The organism is Treponema zioleckii, assembly GCF_014737315.1.
In the GTDB taxonomy this organism is placed as follows: Bacteria; Spirochaetota; Spirochaetia; order Treponematales; family Treponemataceae; genus Treponema_D; species Treponema_D zioleckii.
On record NZ_JPUF01000015.1, the window covers coordinates 1 to 15,050 of the forward strand.

General features: G+C 40.3%; 14 protein-coding genes. 6 read left to right on the forward strand and 8 right to left on the reverse strand.

All coding sequences use genetic code 11. The features are described from left to right. Positions 1–10 precede the first annotated feature (10 nt). Positions 11–1,546, reverse strand: a complete 1,536-nt coding sequence (locus tag JI65_RS05510) for a hypothetical protein (protein WP_191014384.1) — start codon at positions 1,544–1,546, stop codon at positions 11–13. A 316-nt stretch (positions 1,547–1,862) separates the two neighbouring features. Here JI65_RS05510 and lepB point away from each other — a divergent pair, with 316 nt between their 5' ends. The 6 genes from lepB to JI65_RS05540 all read left to right on the forward strand — a co-directional run bounded on the left by lepB (position 1,863) and on the right by JI65_RS05540 (position 7,801). Next, the gene (lepB, locus tag JI65_RS05515; RefSeq protein ID WP_191014385.1) at positions 1,863–2,402 is read left to right on the forward strand and encodes a signal peptidase I; all 540 of its coding nucleotides are present in this window, start codon (positions 1,863–1,865) and stop codon (positions 2,400–2,402) included. After that, positions 2,393–4,273 carry a penicillin-binding protein gene (locus JI65_RS05520; RefSeq protein WP_191014386.1) on the forward strand — a complete coding sequence of 627 codons (1,881 nt, stop codon included), beginning with the start codon at positions 2,393–2,395 and terminating at the stop codon, positions 4,271–4,273. Before lepB ends, JI65_RS05520 begins: the two co-directional genes overlap by 10 nt. After that, positions 4,254–4,616, forward strand: coding sequence for a hypothetical protein (locus JI65_RS05525; protein WP_191014387.1), 363 nt, complete (start codon positions 4,254–4,256; stop codon positions 4,614–4,616). Before JI65_RS05520 ends, JI65_RS05525 begins: the two co-directional genes overlap by 20 nt. Continuing rightward, positions 4,561–5,802, forward strand: a complete 1,242-nt coding sequence (locus tag JI65_RS05530; RefSeq protein WP_191014388.1) for a motility associated factor glycosyltransferase family protein — start codon at positions 4,561–4,563, stop codon at positions 5,800–5,802. The genes JI65_RS05525 and JI65_RS05530 overlap by 56 nt, the downstream gene beginning before the upstream one ends. A gap of 29 nt (positions 5,803–5,831) precedes the next feature. Beyond that, positions 5,832–6,128, forward strand: a complete 297-nt coding sequence (locus tag JI65_RS05535) for a hypothetical protein (protein ID WP_191014389.1) — start codon at positions 5,832–5,834, stop codon at positions 6,126–6,128. Positions 6,129–6,547: 419 nt separating this feature from the next. Continuing rightward, on the forward strand, positions 6,548–7,801 hold the full coding sequence (locus JI65_RS05540; protein ID WP_191014390.1) for an HD-GYP domain-containing protein: 1,254 nt from the start codon (positions 6,548–6,550) through the stop codon (positions 7,799–7,801). A gap of 135 nt (positions 7,802–7,936) precedes the next feature. On the opposite strand, the gene JI65_RS05545 is transcribed toward JI65_RS05540, so the two are convergent. The 7 genes from JI65_RS05545 to JI65_RS05575 form a co-directional block, all read right to left on the reverse strand. Further along, complete coding sequence (locus JI65_RS05545) at positions 7,937–8,707, reverse strand: aldo/keto reductase (RefSeq protein ID WP_191014391.1); 771 nt, start codon at positions 8,705–8,707, stop codon at positions 7,937–7,939. Positions 8,708–8,786: 79 nt separating this feature from the next. Then, positions 8,787–10,280: a glycine--tRNA ligase gene (locus tag JI65_RS05550; protein ID WP_191014392.1), complete on the reverse strand. Its 1,494-nt coding sequence runs from the start codon at positions 10,278–10,280 to the stop codon at positions 8,787–8,789. Between the two features lie 473 nt (positions 10,281–10,753). Beyond that, complete coding sequence (locus JI65_RS05555) at positions 10,754–11,665, reverse strand: hypothetical protein (protein ID WP_191014393.1); 912 nt, start codon at positions 11,663–11,665, stop codon at positions 10,754–10,756. Positions 11,666–11,842: 177 nt separating this feature from the next. Beyond that, complete coding sequence (locus tag JI65_RS05560; protein ID WP_191014394.1) at positions 11,843–12,148, reverse strand: hypothetical protein; 306 nt, start codon at positions 12,146–12,148, stop codon at positions 11,843–11,845. A gap of 291 nt (positions 12,149–12,439) precedes the next feature. Then, positions 12,440–13,306: a phosphatidylserine decarboxylase gene (locus tag JI65_RS05565; protein WP_191014395.1), complete on the reverse strand. Its 867-nt coding sequence runs from the start codon at positions 13,304–13,306 to the stop codon at positions 12,440–12,442. A 3-nt stretch (positions 13,307–13,309) separates the two neighbouring features. Then, positions 13,310–14,143 (reverse strand): CDP-alcohol phosphatidyltransferase family protein, encoded by an 834-nt coding sequence (locus tag JI65_RS05570; RefSeq protein WP_191014396.1) that lies wholly within the window; start codon positions 14,141–14,143, stop codon positions 13,310–13,312. A gap of 56 nt (positions 14,144–14,199) precedes the next feature. Further along, positions 14,200–14,877 (reverse strand): TVP38/TMEM64 family protein, encoded by a 678-nt coding sequence (locus JI65_RS05575; RefSeq protein ID WP_191014397.1) that lies wholly within the window; start codon positions 14,875–14,877, stop codon positions 14,200–14,202. Between the last annotated feature and the right edge of the window lie 173 nt (positions 14,878–15,050).

Genomic DNA, 15,050 nt, shown 5'->3' on the forward strand with positions numbered 1-15,050 from the left:
TTTTTTAGTTTTAGTTCTGCAAGAGCCCTTGCATAAGGTTTACCATCAGATAAATCTTTTTGTAAACTTCAACTGCCAGTTCCTGAATTGGATTTTCTGCAAATCTGTCCAATTCCTTCCAGTTTGTAATCAGCTCTGGACGTGCTTTTTTGTAGTCTTCAACAAGGTCTTTCGTGCCTTTTGCAAACACAATTAAGTTTTTTGTGCTGTTTACGACGAATTCCTTTGCGATGGAGTTACAGTCGCGGAGCGTTGTCTTGATGATGTTTGCGGCTTCTTTGTCCCTGTCGGAGCGCGGAAGCAAGGTTTTTAGCTTTGTTCCGTACTCACCGCCTTCTTCAGAAAGTTTTCCGTCAAAAGTTGTGATTTTGTCTGAGTTTTCAAGAAGCGTATGGAAAGCTTCGCTCATCGCCTTTGAAAGCGGAGAAGCACCCCATTTGCCGCGGATAAGAACCAAGTCTGCATAGTCGCGAACGTCGCGTTTTACGTATTCCAAAAGGAACGCCTTCATGTAATTCAAGGCTTTTGTATACTCAAAACGGCCAAGATTCTTTTTTACGAAAATTGCTGATTTTGCATCAGTGTAATATTTGAGTGCCGTGATTGCGCTCGTGTTAAAAATCTGTGTCGCAATGCTGTCAATCTTCGAATCTTTTTGCTCTGCTTCGAGCTTTCGGATTGTGTTTGTTGCTTCGAGACGGATTTTTTCGATGTAAGTCTCTACGATTTGCTCACGTTTTTCTTCGACAGAAACAAAATACGTCGGGTCTTTTGTGGTGAGCTGGATAATCATCTCAAAGACGTTTGCCGAACGCATCTGTTCGAGTTTGTTCATAAGCTTGTTCCAAACGGCAGGCTTGATTGGCTCAACGCCCTTTATCGCCTTGAACATGCCCATCATATCGCTCCAGTCTTTGTTGAGCGGCATTGCCCACGTAATTGCAAGGAAGTCTTTTAAGTCGTCGGCAATGTAAGATGCGTCTATCGGGTTGAATTTCATTGTTTTGTTGAATTCTCGTTCTTTTAACGACGAATCGAATTTTTTGAGCATAAAATAAAAGTCAAAAAGACAGAATGCCCTAAAACTCATCAACTTTGAATAAATATCATCGATTTCGCGGATTTTGTCTTGAGAAAAATCGCTCGACAACGTATCAAGGTTTGATTTTACCTTCTGTTTGAGTTTGTCGAATTCCATTGAGGCAGAAATTGTTTTGATTGATTCTTCTGAAAGTTCATCAACAATCTTTTTTTGCTCCTCAGAAAGCGAATAGTCAACTACAAGTGTTTTGAACGCATTCGGATTCTGCTGATTTTGGAACATAAGCTGCGTTGGAGAAATCAGTTTGTAAATCTCAAAGAAAAATTTTCCGAGCTGTGGTAAAATCTGGTCGGAACCTGCTTTGTAAAATTTATATTTTGTTTTAGAAAGCGTTTTGGCTATTGCTTTAAGCTTGCGTTTTTTCTCGGCTTCTGGGTCATTTTTATGAAAAAACGAGCCGAACAATTTTTGAAATATATTTTCACCCGATTGATTATTAGACATTCTTTAAATATGCAAAATTATGCCCGTTATGTCAATCAATGGGAACGCTGCAAGTTGGTTTTACGGATGTAAGTTGACTTGTGCGTTCCCCGCGAGTTTCTGACGAAACTCGCGCTCTGGTGGGGGCAGTTTGCATGTGCTCACGAAACGCGGCGACAAGCAGGGCCGCGTTTCGTGGGTTTTGCTTTATTGCTCACGCGCCGCTCGCAAGGTTTTTTGCGGTAGTGCAGACAATTTTTTTACGCTGGCACGTTTGCAATGCAGAAAAACTTCACTTGTAGAAAAAATCCTTACTTCGCTTTAATATTCTATAATAATGGAAGTGAACAATTTTAATTCGGTGGACAAAAAAACTCTAAAAAAATATTCGGCTTATATTCTGATTACTTGCGTGGGAATCTTTTTGGGCGTGATTCTCAAACTTTTTGTAATCGACATCCTGCACGTTTCTGGAAAATCCATGCAGCCTTCGATTGAAGACGGAGAAGTGATTTTGGTTAACAAGCTTGCTTACGGACTTAATAAACCTTACGGCGAAAAATCTTTTTTTAATTGGAGCGAACCTAAAGTCGGTGACGTGGTTATTTATCTTTACGACAACAAAATCGTTGTAAAACGCTGCGTAGCCACGGAAGGCACTTTGCTAGAATATTCGGATAATCCGTTATATACTCTAAAAATCGGCGAAAAAGAAATTTCTCTTACGGCTGAGCAGTATGACAATTTAAAATCTTCACCGAAAGTTCCAGACGGCTATATTCTTGCGGTCGGAGACAATTACAGGGAATCAATTGATTCAAGAAATTATGGTTTTGTTTCAGTTCGCAACATTCTCGGAAAAGTTTTATGCAAATAAATAATTATCTTAAAAAAGTACCGACAATCGTCATTTGTGTTTTGACCGTAATTTTTGCGGGCATTGTCATTTTTCATTACGGAATGTATGCCTTTTCCAAAAAAGAAACTTCCACGGTGGCCTATTCAGAAAATCTGATCCGCGGTTCAATTCTTGACCGGAACGGAAAAGCACTTGCGGTTTCTACGAATTTCTATCAGTTCGGAGTTACGCCTTCCGCAATCAAAGACGTTCAGGAATTTTCTAATTTGATTGCTCCGGTAATCGGCGAAATGCCGCAGATTATAAGTCAGCTGATTTTTTCTAACAAAAAGTCAAGTTTTTTGTACATCAAAAAGAAGATTGACCAAAGCGTTTATGATGAATTAAAAACTTTGTGCAACACGAAAGGGTTCGGAAATGCCGTTCGTTTTGACAGAATTCCCGGACGAATTTATCCTGAGAACAATCTCGCATCTCAGCTGATTGGCTTTACGGATTACGACGGAAAAGGCTCCGAAGGAATCGAATATTCAATGAATGACATTCTTATGCCTCTTCCGAACGGAACTGATGAAGAACTCCGCGGAAAAAATATTTACCTTACAATCGACGCGAATTTGCAGTACAAACTTGAAAAAATCGCACAGGATGCCCTTACAAAAACCGGCGGAGAAGCGTTGATGCTGGTTGCCGCCGAAGCAAAAACGGGCGAAATTCTTTCGTACATCAGTCTGCCGTCTGCCGATTTGAATGATTTTGGAAACGTTTCTCAGGAAGCTTTGCGAAGCCGCCCTGTTTCCGAAGGATACGAGCCAGGCTCTGTTTTTAAGATTTTTTCGGTGGCGGCTTTCCTTGACACGAATGCAATTTCCAAAACCGACATATTCACTTGCGACGGCGTTTATGAGCGGCGCACGAGCAGCGGCGAAGTTGTAAAAATCACTTGCTTGAACAACGATGGTCCTCAGACGGCGCGCGAAGCCCTTCAGCATTCTTGTAACGATGCTTTGGCGCAGATGAGTGACAGAATTGATTCTGACGTTTTCTTAAAGAAAATTCGGTCTTTTGGCTTTGGCGAAAAAACAGGAATAGAGCTTTCTGGCGAAACGACCGGACTTGTGCGCAATACGAGCGACCGTTTGTGGTCTGCGCGTTCAAAGCCGACCATTGCAATCGGGCAGGAAATTCAGGTGAGCGCAATGCAGATGGTTCAGGCCGCAACCGCGATTGCGAACGGCGGTGTGCCTGTAAAACTCACCTTAATCGATAAAATCACCGACAGCAACGGCAAAGAAGATTTTGTTCACAAGCCGATTTACAAAGACCGCGTGTTAAAAGAATCCACGGCAACTTATCTTCTTAGCTGCATGGAATCTGTAACTGAAAGCGGAACAGGACGCAAGGCGACCATTGGCGACATTTCCATCGGAACAAAAACCGGAACCGCCCAAATGGCCGACCACATTCACGGCGGATATAGCAAGACCGACTACATTTCAAACTGTATCGCAGTTTTTCCTGTAGAAGCCCCAGAAATCATTCTGTACATCGTCATTGAAAAAGCAAAAGGCGAGCAGTATGCCGGACGAATCGTAGCTCCTGTAATCAAAGAGGCTGCCAACGTAATCATTGATTATCTCGGAATGAGCCGAAAGAGCGCTTCGAGCCTTGTTCATTCTGGCGTAATTTCGATTTCTGGAGACGCACCTGTAGTCATAAAAGACACCGTACCGAATTTTGTGGGAATGTCTTCCCGCCAGATTCTTCCTTTGACAGACCGAACGGATTTGCGCGTAAAAGTTAACGGATACGGCTGGGTAACCGAGCAAAAACCAGCCCCAGGAACACCTGTAACGGAGAATATGGAAATTGAACTCTATTTGGAATAAAAATATTTCGCTTTTTAAAAAAAGATTCCCGCTTCTGGCAGAAACGCTTTTGAAAAATCATTTTGCGGAGAATCCTGATGAAATTCCGGAAGATTTTCTGGCGCCACTTGAGATTCTTCCGTCAAAAACGGGCGTGCTTACTGCCCGCGAAAACGGAAAATATCTTCATTCGTTTTACAATCCTCTTCGCGAGGCTGAGCAGACTGCCGAGAGCGCAAAAAAAGGCGACGGCGCAAAATCTAACAAAACGATTATTTCGGCTGCATTTTTGGGCTTTGGCTTTGGCTATGCCGCCTTGCAGTACGACAAAAAAAAATCCGAACGACACGGTGATTCTCGTTGAGCCTGATTTTCGCTATTTTTTTACGGCACTTTCAGTTTGCGACTGGAGCGAACTTTTTGCCCTAAAAAATTTTATTGTCGCAGTTCAGACCGGAGCGGACGTGGTTGTTTCGCTAATTGAAAAAGCCGGCGGATTTGACCATTGCGCAATCGTCGCGAACCCTGCCCACATGCAGCATGCCACGGAATATTTTACCGCGCTTTCGAGTCAGATTTCCCGCAACAAGCAAAAAGACAAAATCAACTCTGCCACGCAGGAGCGCTTTTCAAAACTTTGGCTCAGGAACGTTTGCCGGAACCTTGAAAAATTCGCCACTTTTGACGGCGTGAACCGATACGAAAAAAAATGCCCGAAGAATTTGCCATTTTTAATCCTTGCGGCAGGGCCAACATTGCAGGACGTGCTTCCGCACCTTAACGAACTCAAAAAAAAATGCGTCATCGTTGCGGTGGACACGGCTTTGCGGGCTTGCCTTCGACTTGGCTTTGAGCCGGATTTTATTCTGCTTGCCGACCCTCAATATTACGCGTACATGCACATTGCGGGGCTTTCCGCGCCTTCTAGCGTGCTCATAACCGAATCTGCGGCTTATCCCGCGGTCTATCGCTTTGATTGCAAGGAAATCATCGTGTGCTCTTCGATGTTCCCGCTCGGAAAATTTTTTGAAGAAAAACTCGGAAAAAAAGGCGAATTGAGTTCTGGAGGCTCCGTTTCCACAGCTGCGTGGGATTTTGCACGCCTTTGCGGGGCAAACGAAATTTATTGCGCCGGACTCGATTTGGGCTTTCCAGACTTCCAGACTCACATCCGTGGCTCAACCTTCGAAGAAAAAATCCATACTGCATCGACAAGGCTCGTTCCCGCAGAAAAATCTGGAGTCTCCGCACTTTTTGGCGCAAACATGATTTACGAAAAAAATTACGCAGGCGAACCGATTCTTACCGACAACCGCATGAAAATGTTCGCATGGTGGTTCGAAAGCAAGTGCACCGAAAATTCGAGCATAAAATCCTATTCACTTTCTCAAAAATCCCTAAAAATTCCGGGATTCAGCGTCTGTCAAATAGAAGATTTTATAAAAAAATCGGATGTGATTTTAGAAAAAGATGAATTCATGAAGTGCATCTTCCACGGCGCACCTTCGCAGAGCGAACTTTCAGAACGGAAAAAATCTTTGCCTGCATAAAAAATGACTTACTTTTAGGGTTTGATTCTTTGTATGAATTTGCCAAAAAAGGAATTCGCGTTGCGGACAACGGAATTTCTGACAACAAAAAAAATCCGATAAAATATCTTTCCGAGCTTGAGTCAATCGACAGTCAGATAAAAAATTCTCGCTTTAAAGATATCGCCTCTTTGGTTTTTCCTACGGAACGAAAACTCAACGACATTTTTGCCGAGTCACGGCTCAGTCAAGATGAAATTTTGATGAATTTTCAGAAATCAAAAATTATTTACAAGCAAATCATCGAAGGTATAAAACTTTACCGTGCTGAACTTTGCTTTTCGTAAAATTTAAAAGAATTTTTGAATTTAATTCTAAAGAATTTTTACTGCCTACCGAAATTTATAATGTACCGAGCAATGCAGGGCATTTTCATTTTGAAAGAGGGTCTGTGAAGTTTTCAGAATGAAATGTTATCCAGATGCCTTGCATTGTAAAAAGTATGTAATCAAGCGGTGGGTGTAGCTGTGAAATGCATCCGTTGCAAAAAATATTGCATATAAGCGGTTCTCCATGATTAAGATGAAAGGTGTGTAAGGCTTTTCATCTTTTTTTTTTGCTCTTCTGTTTTTTGGTTGTATAATGATTTTGAGAGGGGCTGTAAAAAATCTCCAAAATCTAAAAAAGTCACATAAAATGACACTTTTCAGGGATTGTGGGTAAAAAATCACTGATTTTTGTCCGATAATTTAATTGGAGAATTATTATGACTTCATTTAAGGTTGCAGAATTACAAGACGGAAAAATTTTTACGGATTCCCTTTTCCTTGACAGCAATTTTTTACTACTCGACAAAATTTGTCCTTTTACAAAAGAATTACGCTCTGCGTTGCTTGAATGGAAGTTTACAGAGGTATATACAGAAGGTTCTGCTGTCGTTCCGCTGGCAGAAAAAGCTCCTATTTCTAAAGAATTTGAAGATGTTGATCTCGATGAAGTAATTGATAACGGTAAGCCCGAAAAAAAACAACTTGACAATGCTGATATTCGAAATCTCCTTGCCGATGCTCTGAACGCGCTGCGCACGTCTCCTGAAAATCAAAAAATGGAAATCGTTCAGGAAGTATTTAAAGGTCTTCAGGACTATGCTTCGGTTGTGTACACTAGGTTTGTCACGCATAGGGTGCTCAGTCTTGCCCAAATTTCAGAAGTTATAGAGGATTTTTGCAAGATATCTTCAGAATTCCGCTCGTATCTTTTGAGAATCACGCCGCCTCTTTTTAAAAAGAGCGATAAGAATTTTATAATTGGTCATACGGTTCGTTCGCTTATTTATTCGATTGTAATTGGCCAGCAACTAAAAATGCCTAAAGATAAACTCGTGGAACTCGGAGTTGCGACCTTCCTGCATGAAATCGGTCAGATTCGTCTTCCTCCGCAGATTTATCTTACGGAGCGTCCGCTTTCTTCTAACGAAAAGAACATTCTTGCAACCCATACGATTCTTGGTTACAAGATTCTGAAAGATCACAACTTTCCGCTTGCGATTCAGCTTGGTGTTTTGCAGCACCACGAGCGCGAAAACGGAAAAGGTTATCCTCAGCGACTCTTTAGCGGAAATATTTCGCTTTACGGAAAGATTATTTCTGTAGTTTGCTCTTTTGAGGCAATTACGGCTCCTCGCCACTATAAGGAAGCAAAATCAACTTATGAAGCTATGATTGAAATGCTTCGTAACGCAGATAAGCAGTATGATGAAATCGTGATTAAGGCTCTCGTTCAGGCATTGTCCCTTTTCCCGATTGGCGCGTATGTTTTCCTTTCTAACGGAAAACTTGCTCAGGTTACTGATACGAATCAGAATGATCCACGAACTCCGTTCGTTCAAATTATTGGCGAAAAAAATGAGGTTGGAAATCCAAAAATAGTGCCAACCGACAATGAGCTTTTTAAAATTGCCCGTGTTTTGAGCAAAGAAGAAGTTGCTGATATTATGAATGCCTTAAAGAACAAGCAGTAAATTTGTTCCGCAGAGGCTTTTTTGCATTGTTATGAGAGTTGCTTGCCGGGCGGTAGCGAAGGGGCAGCATGAAATTACTGTGCTCAAATCTCATGACGAAAACTCAAAATTCGGCCCTCTATTTTTTGAGATTTTTTAGTTGAAGAATTGCCTGATTTTTTCAACTTCCTCGTTGAATTTTTCATCGATATTCGGCGGGTTTTGTGTAAAGTATAAAATCTGCTGCAGCTCATCTTCAGTCTGAACGCCCCAAACCGGAACCACGTTGTCGAATTGCTGCAGGTAGCCTAATGCCAGCGGAAGGTTCGTTACGACACCGCCACACAACGGTCGGCTTGCAATAAATCCTATGTCAGCCTTAAAAAATTCCTGCGTAAGTTGTTCTGTTTCTTTTCCGCAGAGCATATTGAACGGAAATTGCAACGTTTCCCAACCAACTTCCGACGTTAACATTGAAAGTGCCGTTTCTATTGAGTCAGTTGAGATTCCATAATGTTTTATGACGCCCGTGGTTTTTAGATTCAAAAGCTTTTCCACAAGACCGATTTCTTCGTTTCCTGGAAGAAAATTCGTGCGGACAAGCTGGAATAAATCAATGTAGTCGGTCTGAAGGTTGCTGAGACAAGTGTCAATGTCCTCCGCGAGTTCGTCTGCCGAGTGGGCTGACGATTTTGCCGCAATAAAAATATTTTTTCGCATTGCAGGAAACTCTGCAATGGCAGCTCCGAGCCGTTTGGAACTTTCAACTTCGGATTTTGATGTGTCAAAAAAATTAATGCCTTCTTCATAAGCCTTTTTTACCATTTTTATGGCGATTTCCTGGTTTTCGGCTTTGCCAAGCGAGGCTGCCCCGAACCCTGTCCGGCTTACGAGAAGATTTGATTTTCCTAAAACAACATAATCCATCGCTAAAAGCTCCGTCCGTCTGGATTTTTAAGGAACTGGCTGCGCTGAAAAAATGTTCATGCAGCCAGAATCGTTCTGACTATCGCTCAACAGGCTTGTAATTCTTAATTGCGTTGAACAAGAATGTGTGAAGGTCAGAAAGCTTAACGCGCTCCTGTTCCATTGAGTCTCGGAAACGAACTGTTACTGTTCCGAACAAATCGTTCTTTGAACCGTCGTCTTTTGTCTCCTGGATTGTGTCAAAGTCAACTGTTACGCAGAATGGAGTTCCAATCTCGTCCTGTCGTCGGTAACGTTTTCCTACAGTTCCTGAAACATCGTAGTCTGTTACGAAGTCCTCTTTGAGAAGATGCTGAATCTCTTTTGCCTTTTCTGCAAGTCCGCCTTTTTTCATGAGCGGAAGAACTGCAACCGTTACAGGTGCGAGTCTTGGGTCAAGGTGAAGAACAGTTCTGTAGTCTTCTGTTCCTTCTTCTGTGGCAACGTTCTCTTCTTCGTAAGCTTCACAAAGGAACATGAGGAAGTTTCGGTTCAAACCAGCCGAAGTTTCGATTACATACGGAATGTACTTTTTGTTTCCGTCTTCCTGATCGATATACGACATGTCTTTCTTTGAGTATTCCTGATGCTGAGAAAGATCGAAGTCTGTGCGTGAGTGGATTCCTTCGATTTCTTCAAATCCAATCGGGAAGTTGTAAGTGATGTCGTAAGCGTCTTTTGCGTAGTGAGCGAGCTTGTCGTGGTGATGCCACTTGAGCTGTTTTTCTGGAATGCCGTACTTTAAGTAGAATGCCCAGCGTTCTTTTCGCCAGCGTTCAAAAGTTTCATCCTCGGTTCCTGGCTTACAGAAATATTCCATTTCCATCTGCTCAAATTCGCAAGTTCTAAAAATAAAGTTCTTGAAGATGATTTCGTTTCGGAAAGATTTTCCAACCTGAGCAACGCCAAAAGGCACTTTCATGCGGTTAGACTGAACGATGCTCTTGAAGTCTGTAAAAATACCCTGACAAGTTTCCGGACGAAGATAGATAAGGTGAGCGTCATCAGCGATTGGTCCCTGATGTGTTTTGAACATAAGGTTGAACTCGCGAACAGCAGTATATTTTTTATTTTTTGAGTGACAAGTAGGGCACTCGATATTCTCGTCAATGTATGCCTTCATCTCTTCGTGAGACATTGTATCAATCGGTTTTCCAGGAGCCTTGTCTGGATTTGCGGCAACAAAGTCCTCAATGAGTTTGTCCGCGCGGTGTCGAGCCTGACACTCAAGACAGTCAATCATCGGGTCAGAAAAGTGACCAACGTGACCAGAAGCTTCCCATGTTGTATGGTGCTGGAAGATAGCAGAATCAAGACCAACTACATCGTCGTGGAGCTGAGTCATTTCCTTCCACCATGCGTTCTGAATGTTTCTTTTGAATTCAACGCCTAAAGGACCGTAGTCCCAAGCACCGGCTTGTCCACCGTAAATCTCTGATGCCTGATAAACAAAACCTCGTCTTTTGCAGAGCGAAATGATTTTGTCCAAAGTACATGCGTGTGGATCAGCCACAACCTTTTCATTTTTTGCCATTTTTTTCTCCTGAATCCACCACTGGCTTGTGGCAGACGATAAAAATAAAGTAACAAGATTGTAGCAGATTTTTCTAAAAATGAAAATGTAGTTTTAATTCTACGTGAGTTATGAAAGTCCCGATGTTCGGAAGTTCCTTAAAATCGCGGGGGTGGGGAAAGTGCAAAGTAGTGCCTTGTTAAAATCCGCAGATAAAATTTTACCGCTGATTTCCTGATTAATATCAGACTCAGAAGAAATATAAAATCTATGTAATACACCATCCATCATAACATAATCACCTAATCATCTTTATGGTATCTTGAGCCAAAAGATAAAATTTTTAGATTTATTTAAATATTCTTAAATAATGTTTGCGTCAACCTCTTTCCCATGTTTATTGAAATGATGTAACAAAGAAACTTTTGCATTATCAAACGTGTTTTTTCCAACTCGCACCAGAAGCAAGAAAAATACTATGCGGAAAAAGATTCTTACGGTTTCTTTAGTTTTTTAACTTTTGCAAGTTTGCCGTTTTGAATTTTACAGACATAATAAGTCCATATCTGAGAGTCGCCTCCGAACAGAAAACGATGAATGGGATTGAATCGATTGTATTCACTTCTTAAAACATATATATCATAGTTCTTTCTCATTGCAATAATCTTTTCTTTTTTGGGAACGAATGTTTTTACCTCATTTAAAGAAACATTTTCTTCAATGTAGTTTGCAGTGAAAAGTTTATTTTGAACAGATAAATACACATTCCCATCTTCAACAAAAAGCTCCCTGAAATTTGTCTCTTTTGAAAAAATCTCTTTTCCAGATCGCAATGAAACAATTTTCATTGATTCTGGCCAACCATTATTTCCAGCAGTTATAAATAATGCTCTTTCATTCTTTTCATCAACATACATAGACCATATATTCATATAGCGATTTTGTATAAGAAAATTTTCTAGTTTATACTCTGAAATTACCTTCGGAGATTCCAAAGTCCTTTTTGTTATATAAAAATCTGCTTCAGAATCAATAGATAGTTCAAGACAAAAAATACCGTTTTCAGAGTAAAAAGCTGCTCTCAACTCTCTGTTTATAGACTTTCTGTTAATTGAATAAATTTCAGTTCGCTTTGAGTCTTTGAAATTATTCAAAGCAAATTGATATTCATCAAATTCATAGTGCGTCCCAGTTTTTCTGTAGAAAATGAAATGATTGAACTCATCAACGGTTTGAGTCGTTAAAATAGACCCTTCTCCCAGTATAGGATTCGTGCACCTCATCACCGGAGTGAACTTTTTTAAATCTGCTGTAGACCAGATACCAAAACCTTCTGAAATATATTGTTTTTCTGCATATAAAAATGAAGCAAAAAGCATCTGAACTAGAAAAAAAAGTTTTCTCATTGATTCTCTCCTTTATTTTTTTCTCTCAGAATTTTGGATAAATTGAGCGCCGTGACCTTTCATGGGGCGGACTTCTCGGGGAAAAGTGGATTTTTTAGGCATCCTACAAATCGCGATTTGTAGGGAAAATGCTTTTATTTAGAATAACTACCATACTAATTAATTTAGGTATATATTCTATTTACAATTTAATCTTATAAAGTTCGTTGCTTTTTTTATATTTTCACTAATTAAACTTAGCTCCTTGAACTCAATTTTATATAATGCTTTTTCCCAATCATAATCTTTTATAACTTGTAACACAAATCTGCCCCTGGAATACAGCTCTGGATACCAACCTAAATCTAAAAGTACATTATTTTGAAATGAAATTTGTAATATATCTTCTAAAAGACATTTTTCTTGTCCTTCTATAGACTTTGATAAATCAAAATCAAATTCATTATAAATTACTTTTCCTTCTGGTATATATAAATCAAACATATTTATTCCCCAATTAATTTTTTTTGCGGGAAGCCTGCGGCGAGAATGAGCCAACTCCAATTTGTATGGATTCCGAATCAGGTTCGGAATGACAGGACTGCTAAGGAGAGTGTGTCTAAAAAGTTGCGTCATACCGAATTTATTTCGGAATCTATACTGCATTTTGTATGCCGCACCTCGAAACAGGTTCGGAATGACATATTGGGGAACTTCTCTCAATTACCAGAAGCAAACCAAAAACGATGCGAGAAAAACGGTCAACCGACGTCTTCCAATTACTGGACAACTTTATCAGTATTTTGTGCCGATGAACGAACCGTATTTTACTTTTAATTCCTGACCGTTTGAAGTTCCGTTTATTACGTCTTCGTTCAGGCGGATTTTGTTTTTCTCAAAAAGAAGGACGATTGTTGAGCCGTGCAGGTCAAAAAATCCTTTTTCATCGCCTTTTTTAAATGACTCGCTGCCGCCCGTGTTTCCGAGATGATTTACGATTCCGCCAACTGAGAACGCGCCAACTTCAATTTGAGCCACTTTGCCGAAGTTTTCTGTTGAAAGAATCGCCCATGAACGGCGGTTTTTTGTGTAAACCCTAAAGTTTTCACAAGCCTTCGGCTGAACCGAGTAAAGCTTTCCGCGCAAAAAGTGGTTTTTGCCTTCCTCGCCCTCGTGCTTTCCATTGTCGATGTAGCAGAAACGGTGATAGTCGCTCGCGCACAGACGGAAAACCAGACAGTCTCCGCCTACAAAGTTTTGTCCGTAATCTTTTGTGCCAAAAAAATCTTCGAGCGTGTAATCAAAACCTTTTATGTGAAAAGTGGAATTTTCCTCGATTGTGTATACCGAAAGAAGCGAGTCCGATGGCGAAATCAAGTGAGAACTTTCTTTATCAGTGTTAAGTTTTTCGGAATCAATTTTTCTCGTAAAAAAATCGTTGAACGAACTGAAGTTTCTTCCTTCAAAATTGCTCATATCAATTCCGTTTTTTGCAACGAATTTTTTGATATAGAATTTTGAGAGCGGAGTTCTTAAAAGAAAGCCTAAAAGTTTTGGAATCCTGACAAAAAGAATGAATTCCAAAATTGCTTTTCCAATTTTTGTTCCGTAGAGAAATTCCACAGATTTGTCGTTTTGATTCGCAAAAGATTTTTCAGCCATCAATTATTCCGCCTGAGTGTTCTCTGATTCGGCATTTTGCTCATTGTCCAGTTTTGGTGGGTGAGCCAAAAATTCAACTTCAGAGGAAATATTTTCTTTGATTTCTTTTATTGTTGCAGGAGATTCAAAAACAATCGAACTGTCGGAACTGACTGTAGGAACACAATAGCTTTTTCCGAGAAGAAGAAGAACAAGTTCCACAAGTCCAATGAGAATCATTACGATTTTTCCGATTAAGCCCGGTTTTATGATTTTGAACGGCATGATGAACGCAAATGCCATAAAAATAAGGAGCACTGCCGCGGCTTCGATTGGCGGACGTGAGCTACCTGTAAAATAAGTTACGATAAATACCGCTGGCAAGATGATTGCGATGCTGGTGACCGGCAATCCCTTGTATTCGTGGCGTGAGTCAGCAGTTTTGTTCTGTCGCTCCATTTCGTCAACGTTAAAGTACGAAAGTCGGATGAGTGCGCAAAGAAGGTAAATCGCGCAGATGCATATTACTCCGCGTGCCTGCCAAGGGTGCTCAATCGGGTACTGAGCGTCCCCGATGGCGAGTTTGTAGACAATCAAAGACGGAAAAACACCGTAGCTTATGATGTCGGCCATGGAATCTATCTGGATTCCAAAAAGTTTTTCGGACGGCGTGCGGTTCTTTTTTGTTGAGGCAACCTTTCCGTCGAACATGTCCATTACGCCCGAAACCATAAGGCAGAGCAGGGCGAGAATAAAACTTCTGTCGGAATTAGAGAATACAAAATGTATTCCTGCGAACGAAAAGAGCATTCCGATGTACGTTAATAAAACTGTGTAGTTATAAACTCCTAGCAGCATAAATTATCTCCATAATATAAAAATCGCGGAAAATGATTCCACGACAGTTTCATAAATTAAATCTGTTCTCCAAGATAGCCGAAAATTAAGCTATAAACAAGAATAGTCAAAGGCTTTGAAGTAAGAATGATGATTAAAAATCTCTTGAACTTCATTTTTGTGAGTCCTGTAAAGTAGCACAAAAAGTCGTCCGGAGAGATTGGAAGCAAAATCGCAATCCACAAGAATATCGAATAGCTTTTATGCCATTTTTGCATCCATTTTAAGCATTGATTGTATCTTTTTTCTGAGAAAACGAGGCGCATCATAGAGTCGCCGAATTTTCGAGAAATCAAAAAAGCCAGTATTGAACCCGAACAGATTCCTATGTAGTTGCAGATGAATCCTGGAATCGTGCCAAACAGTCCTGCTCCTGCGATGCAGCCAATTGTTCCTGGAATTATTGCATATAAAACTTTTACGCACTGAAAGACTGTAAGAATGATGAATCCGAAGTAACCGAAACTTTGAATGTAGTCACGGAATGTTGCTGCATCACTGAATCGTCCGTTTTTATATTGATAAATAAAAAACGTTCCCACGGCGACAAAAAATAGTAAAAATATGCCTGCAAAAATATGTTTTGCAAAACTGCGTTTTTTTTGTGTGCCGTTTTTCTGCAAGTTGTTTTCAGAGTCAAAAGCGTCTTTTGGCTGTTCCTGTAAATATGCTGATTCTGCGATTTCTTGATTCATTAGTTTTATTTTCCGTAACTTAAAAAATAACATATAATTCTACTTGTGAAAAGTGGCATATTTTGCTCTTACCACTGACATGGCTGATTTTTCTTTTGTTTTTTTTTGCAATCTGAATCATTGAAAGTTTTTATTGTCCATATAAGATTTTTTTTGTAAGTTATTTATAATGT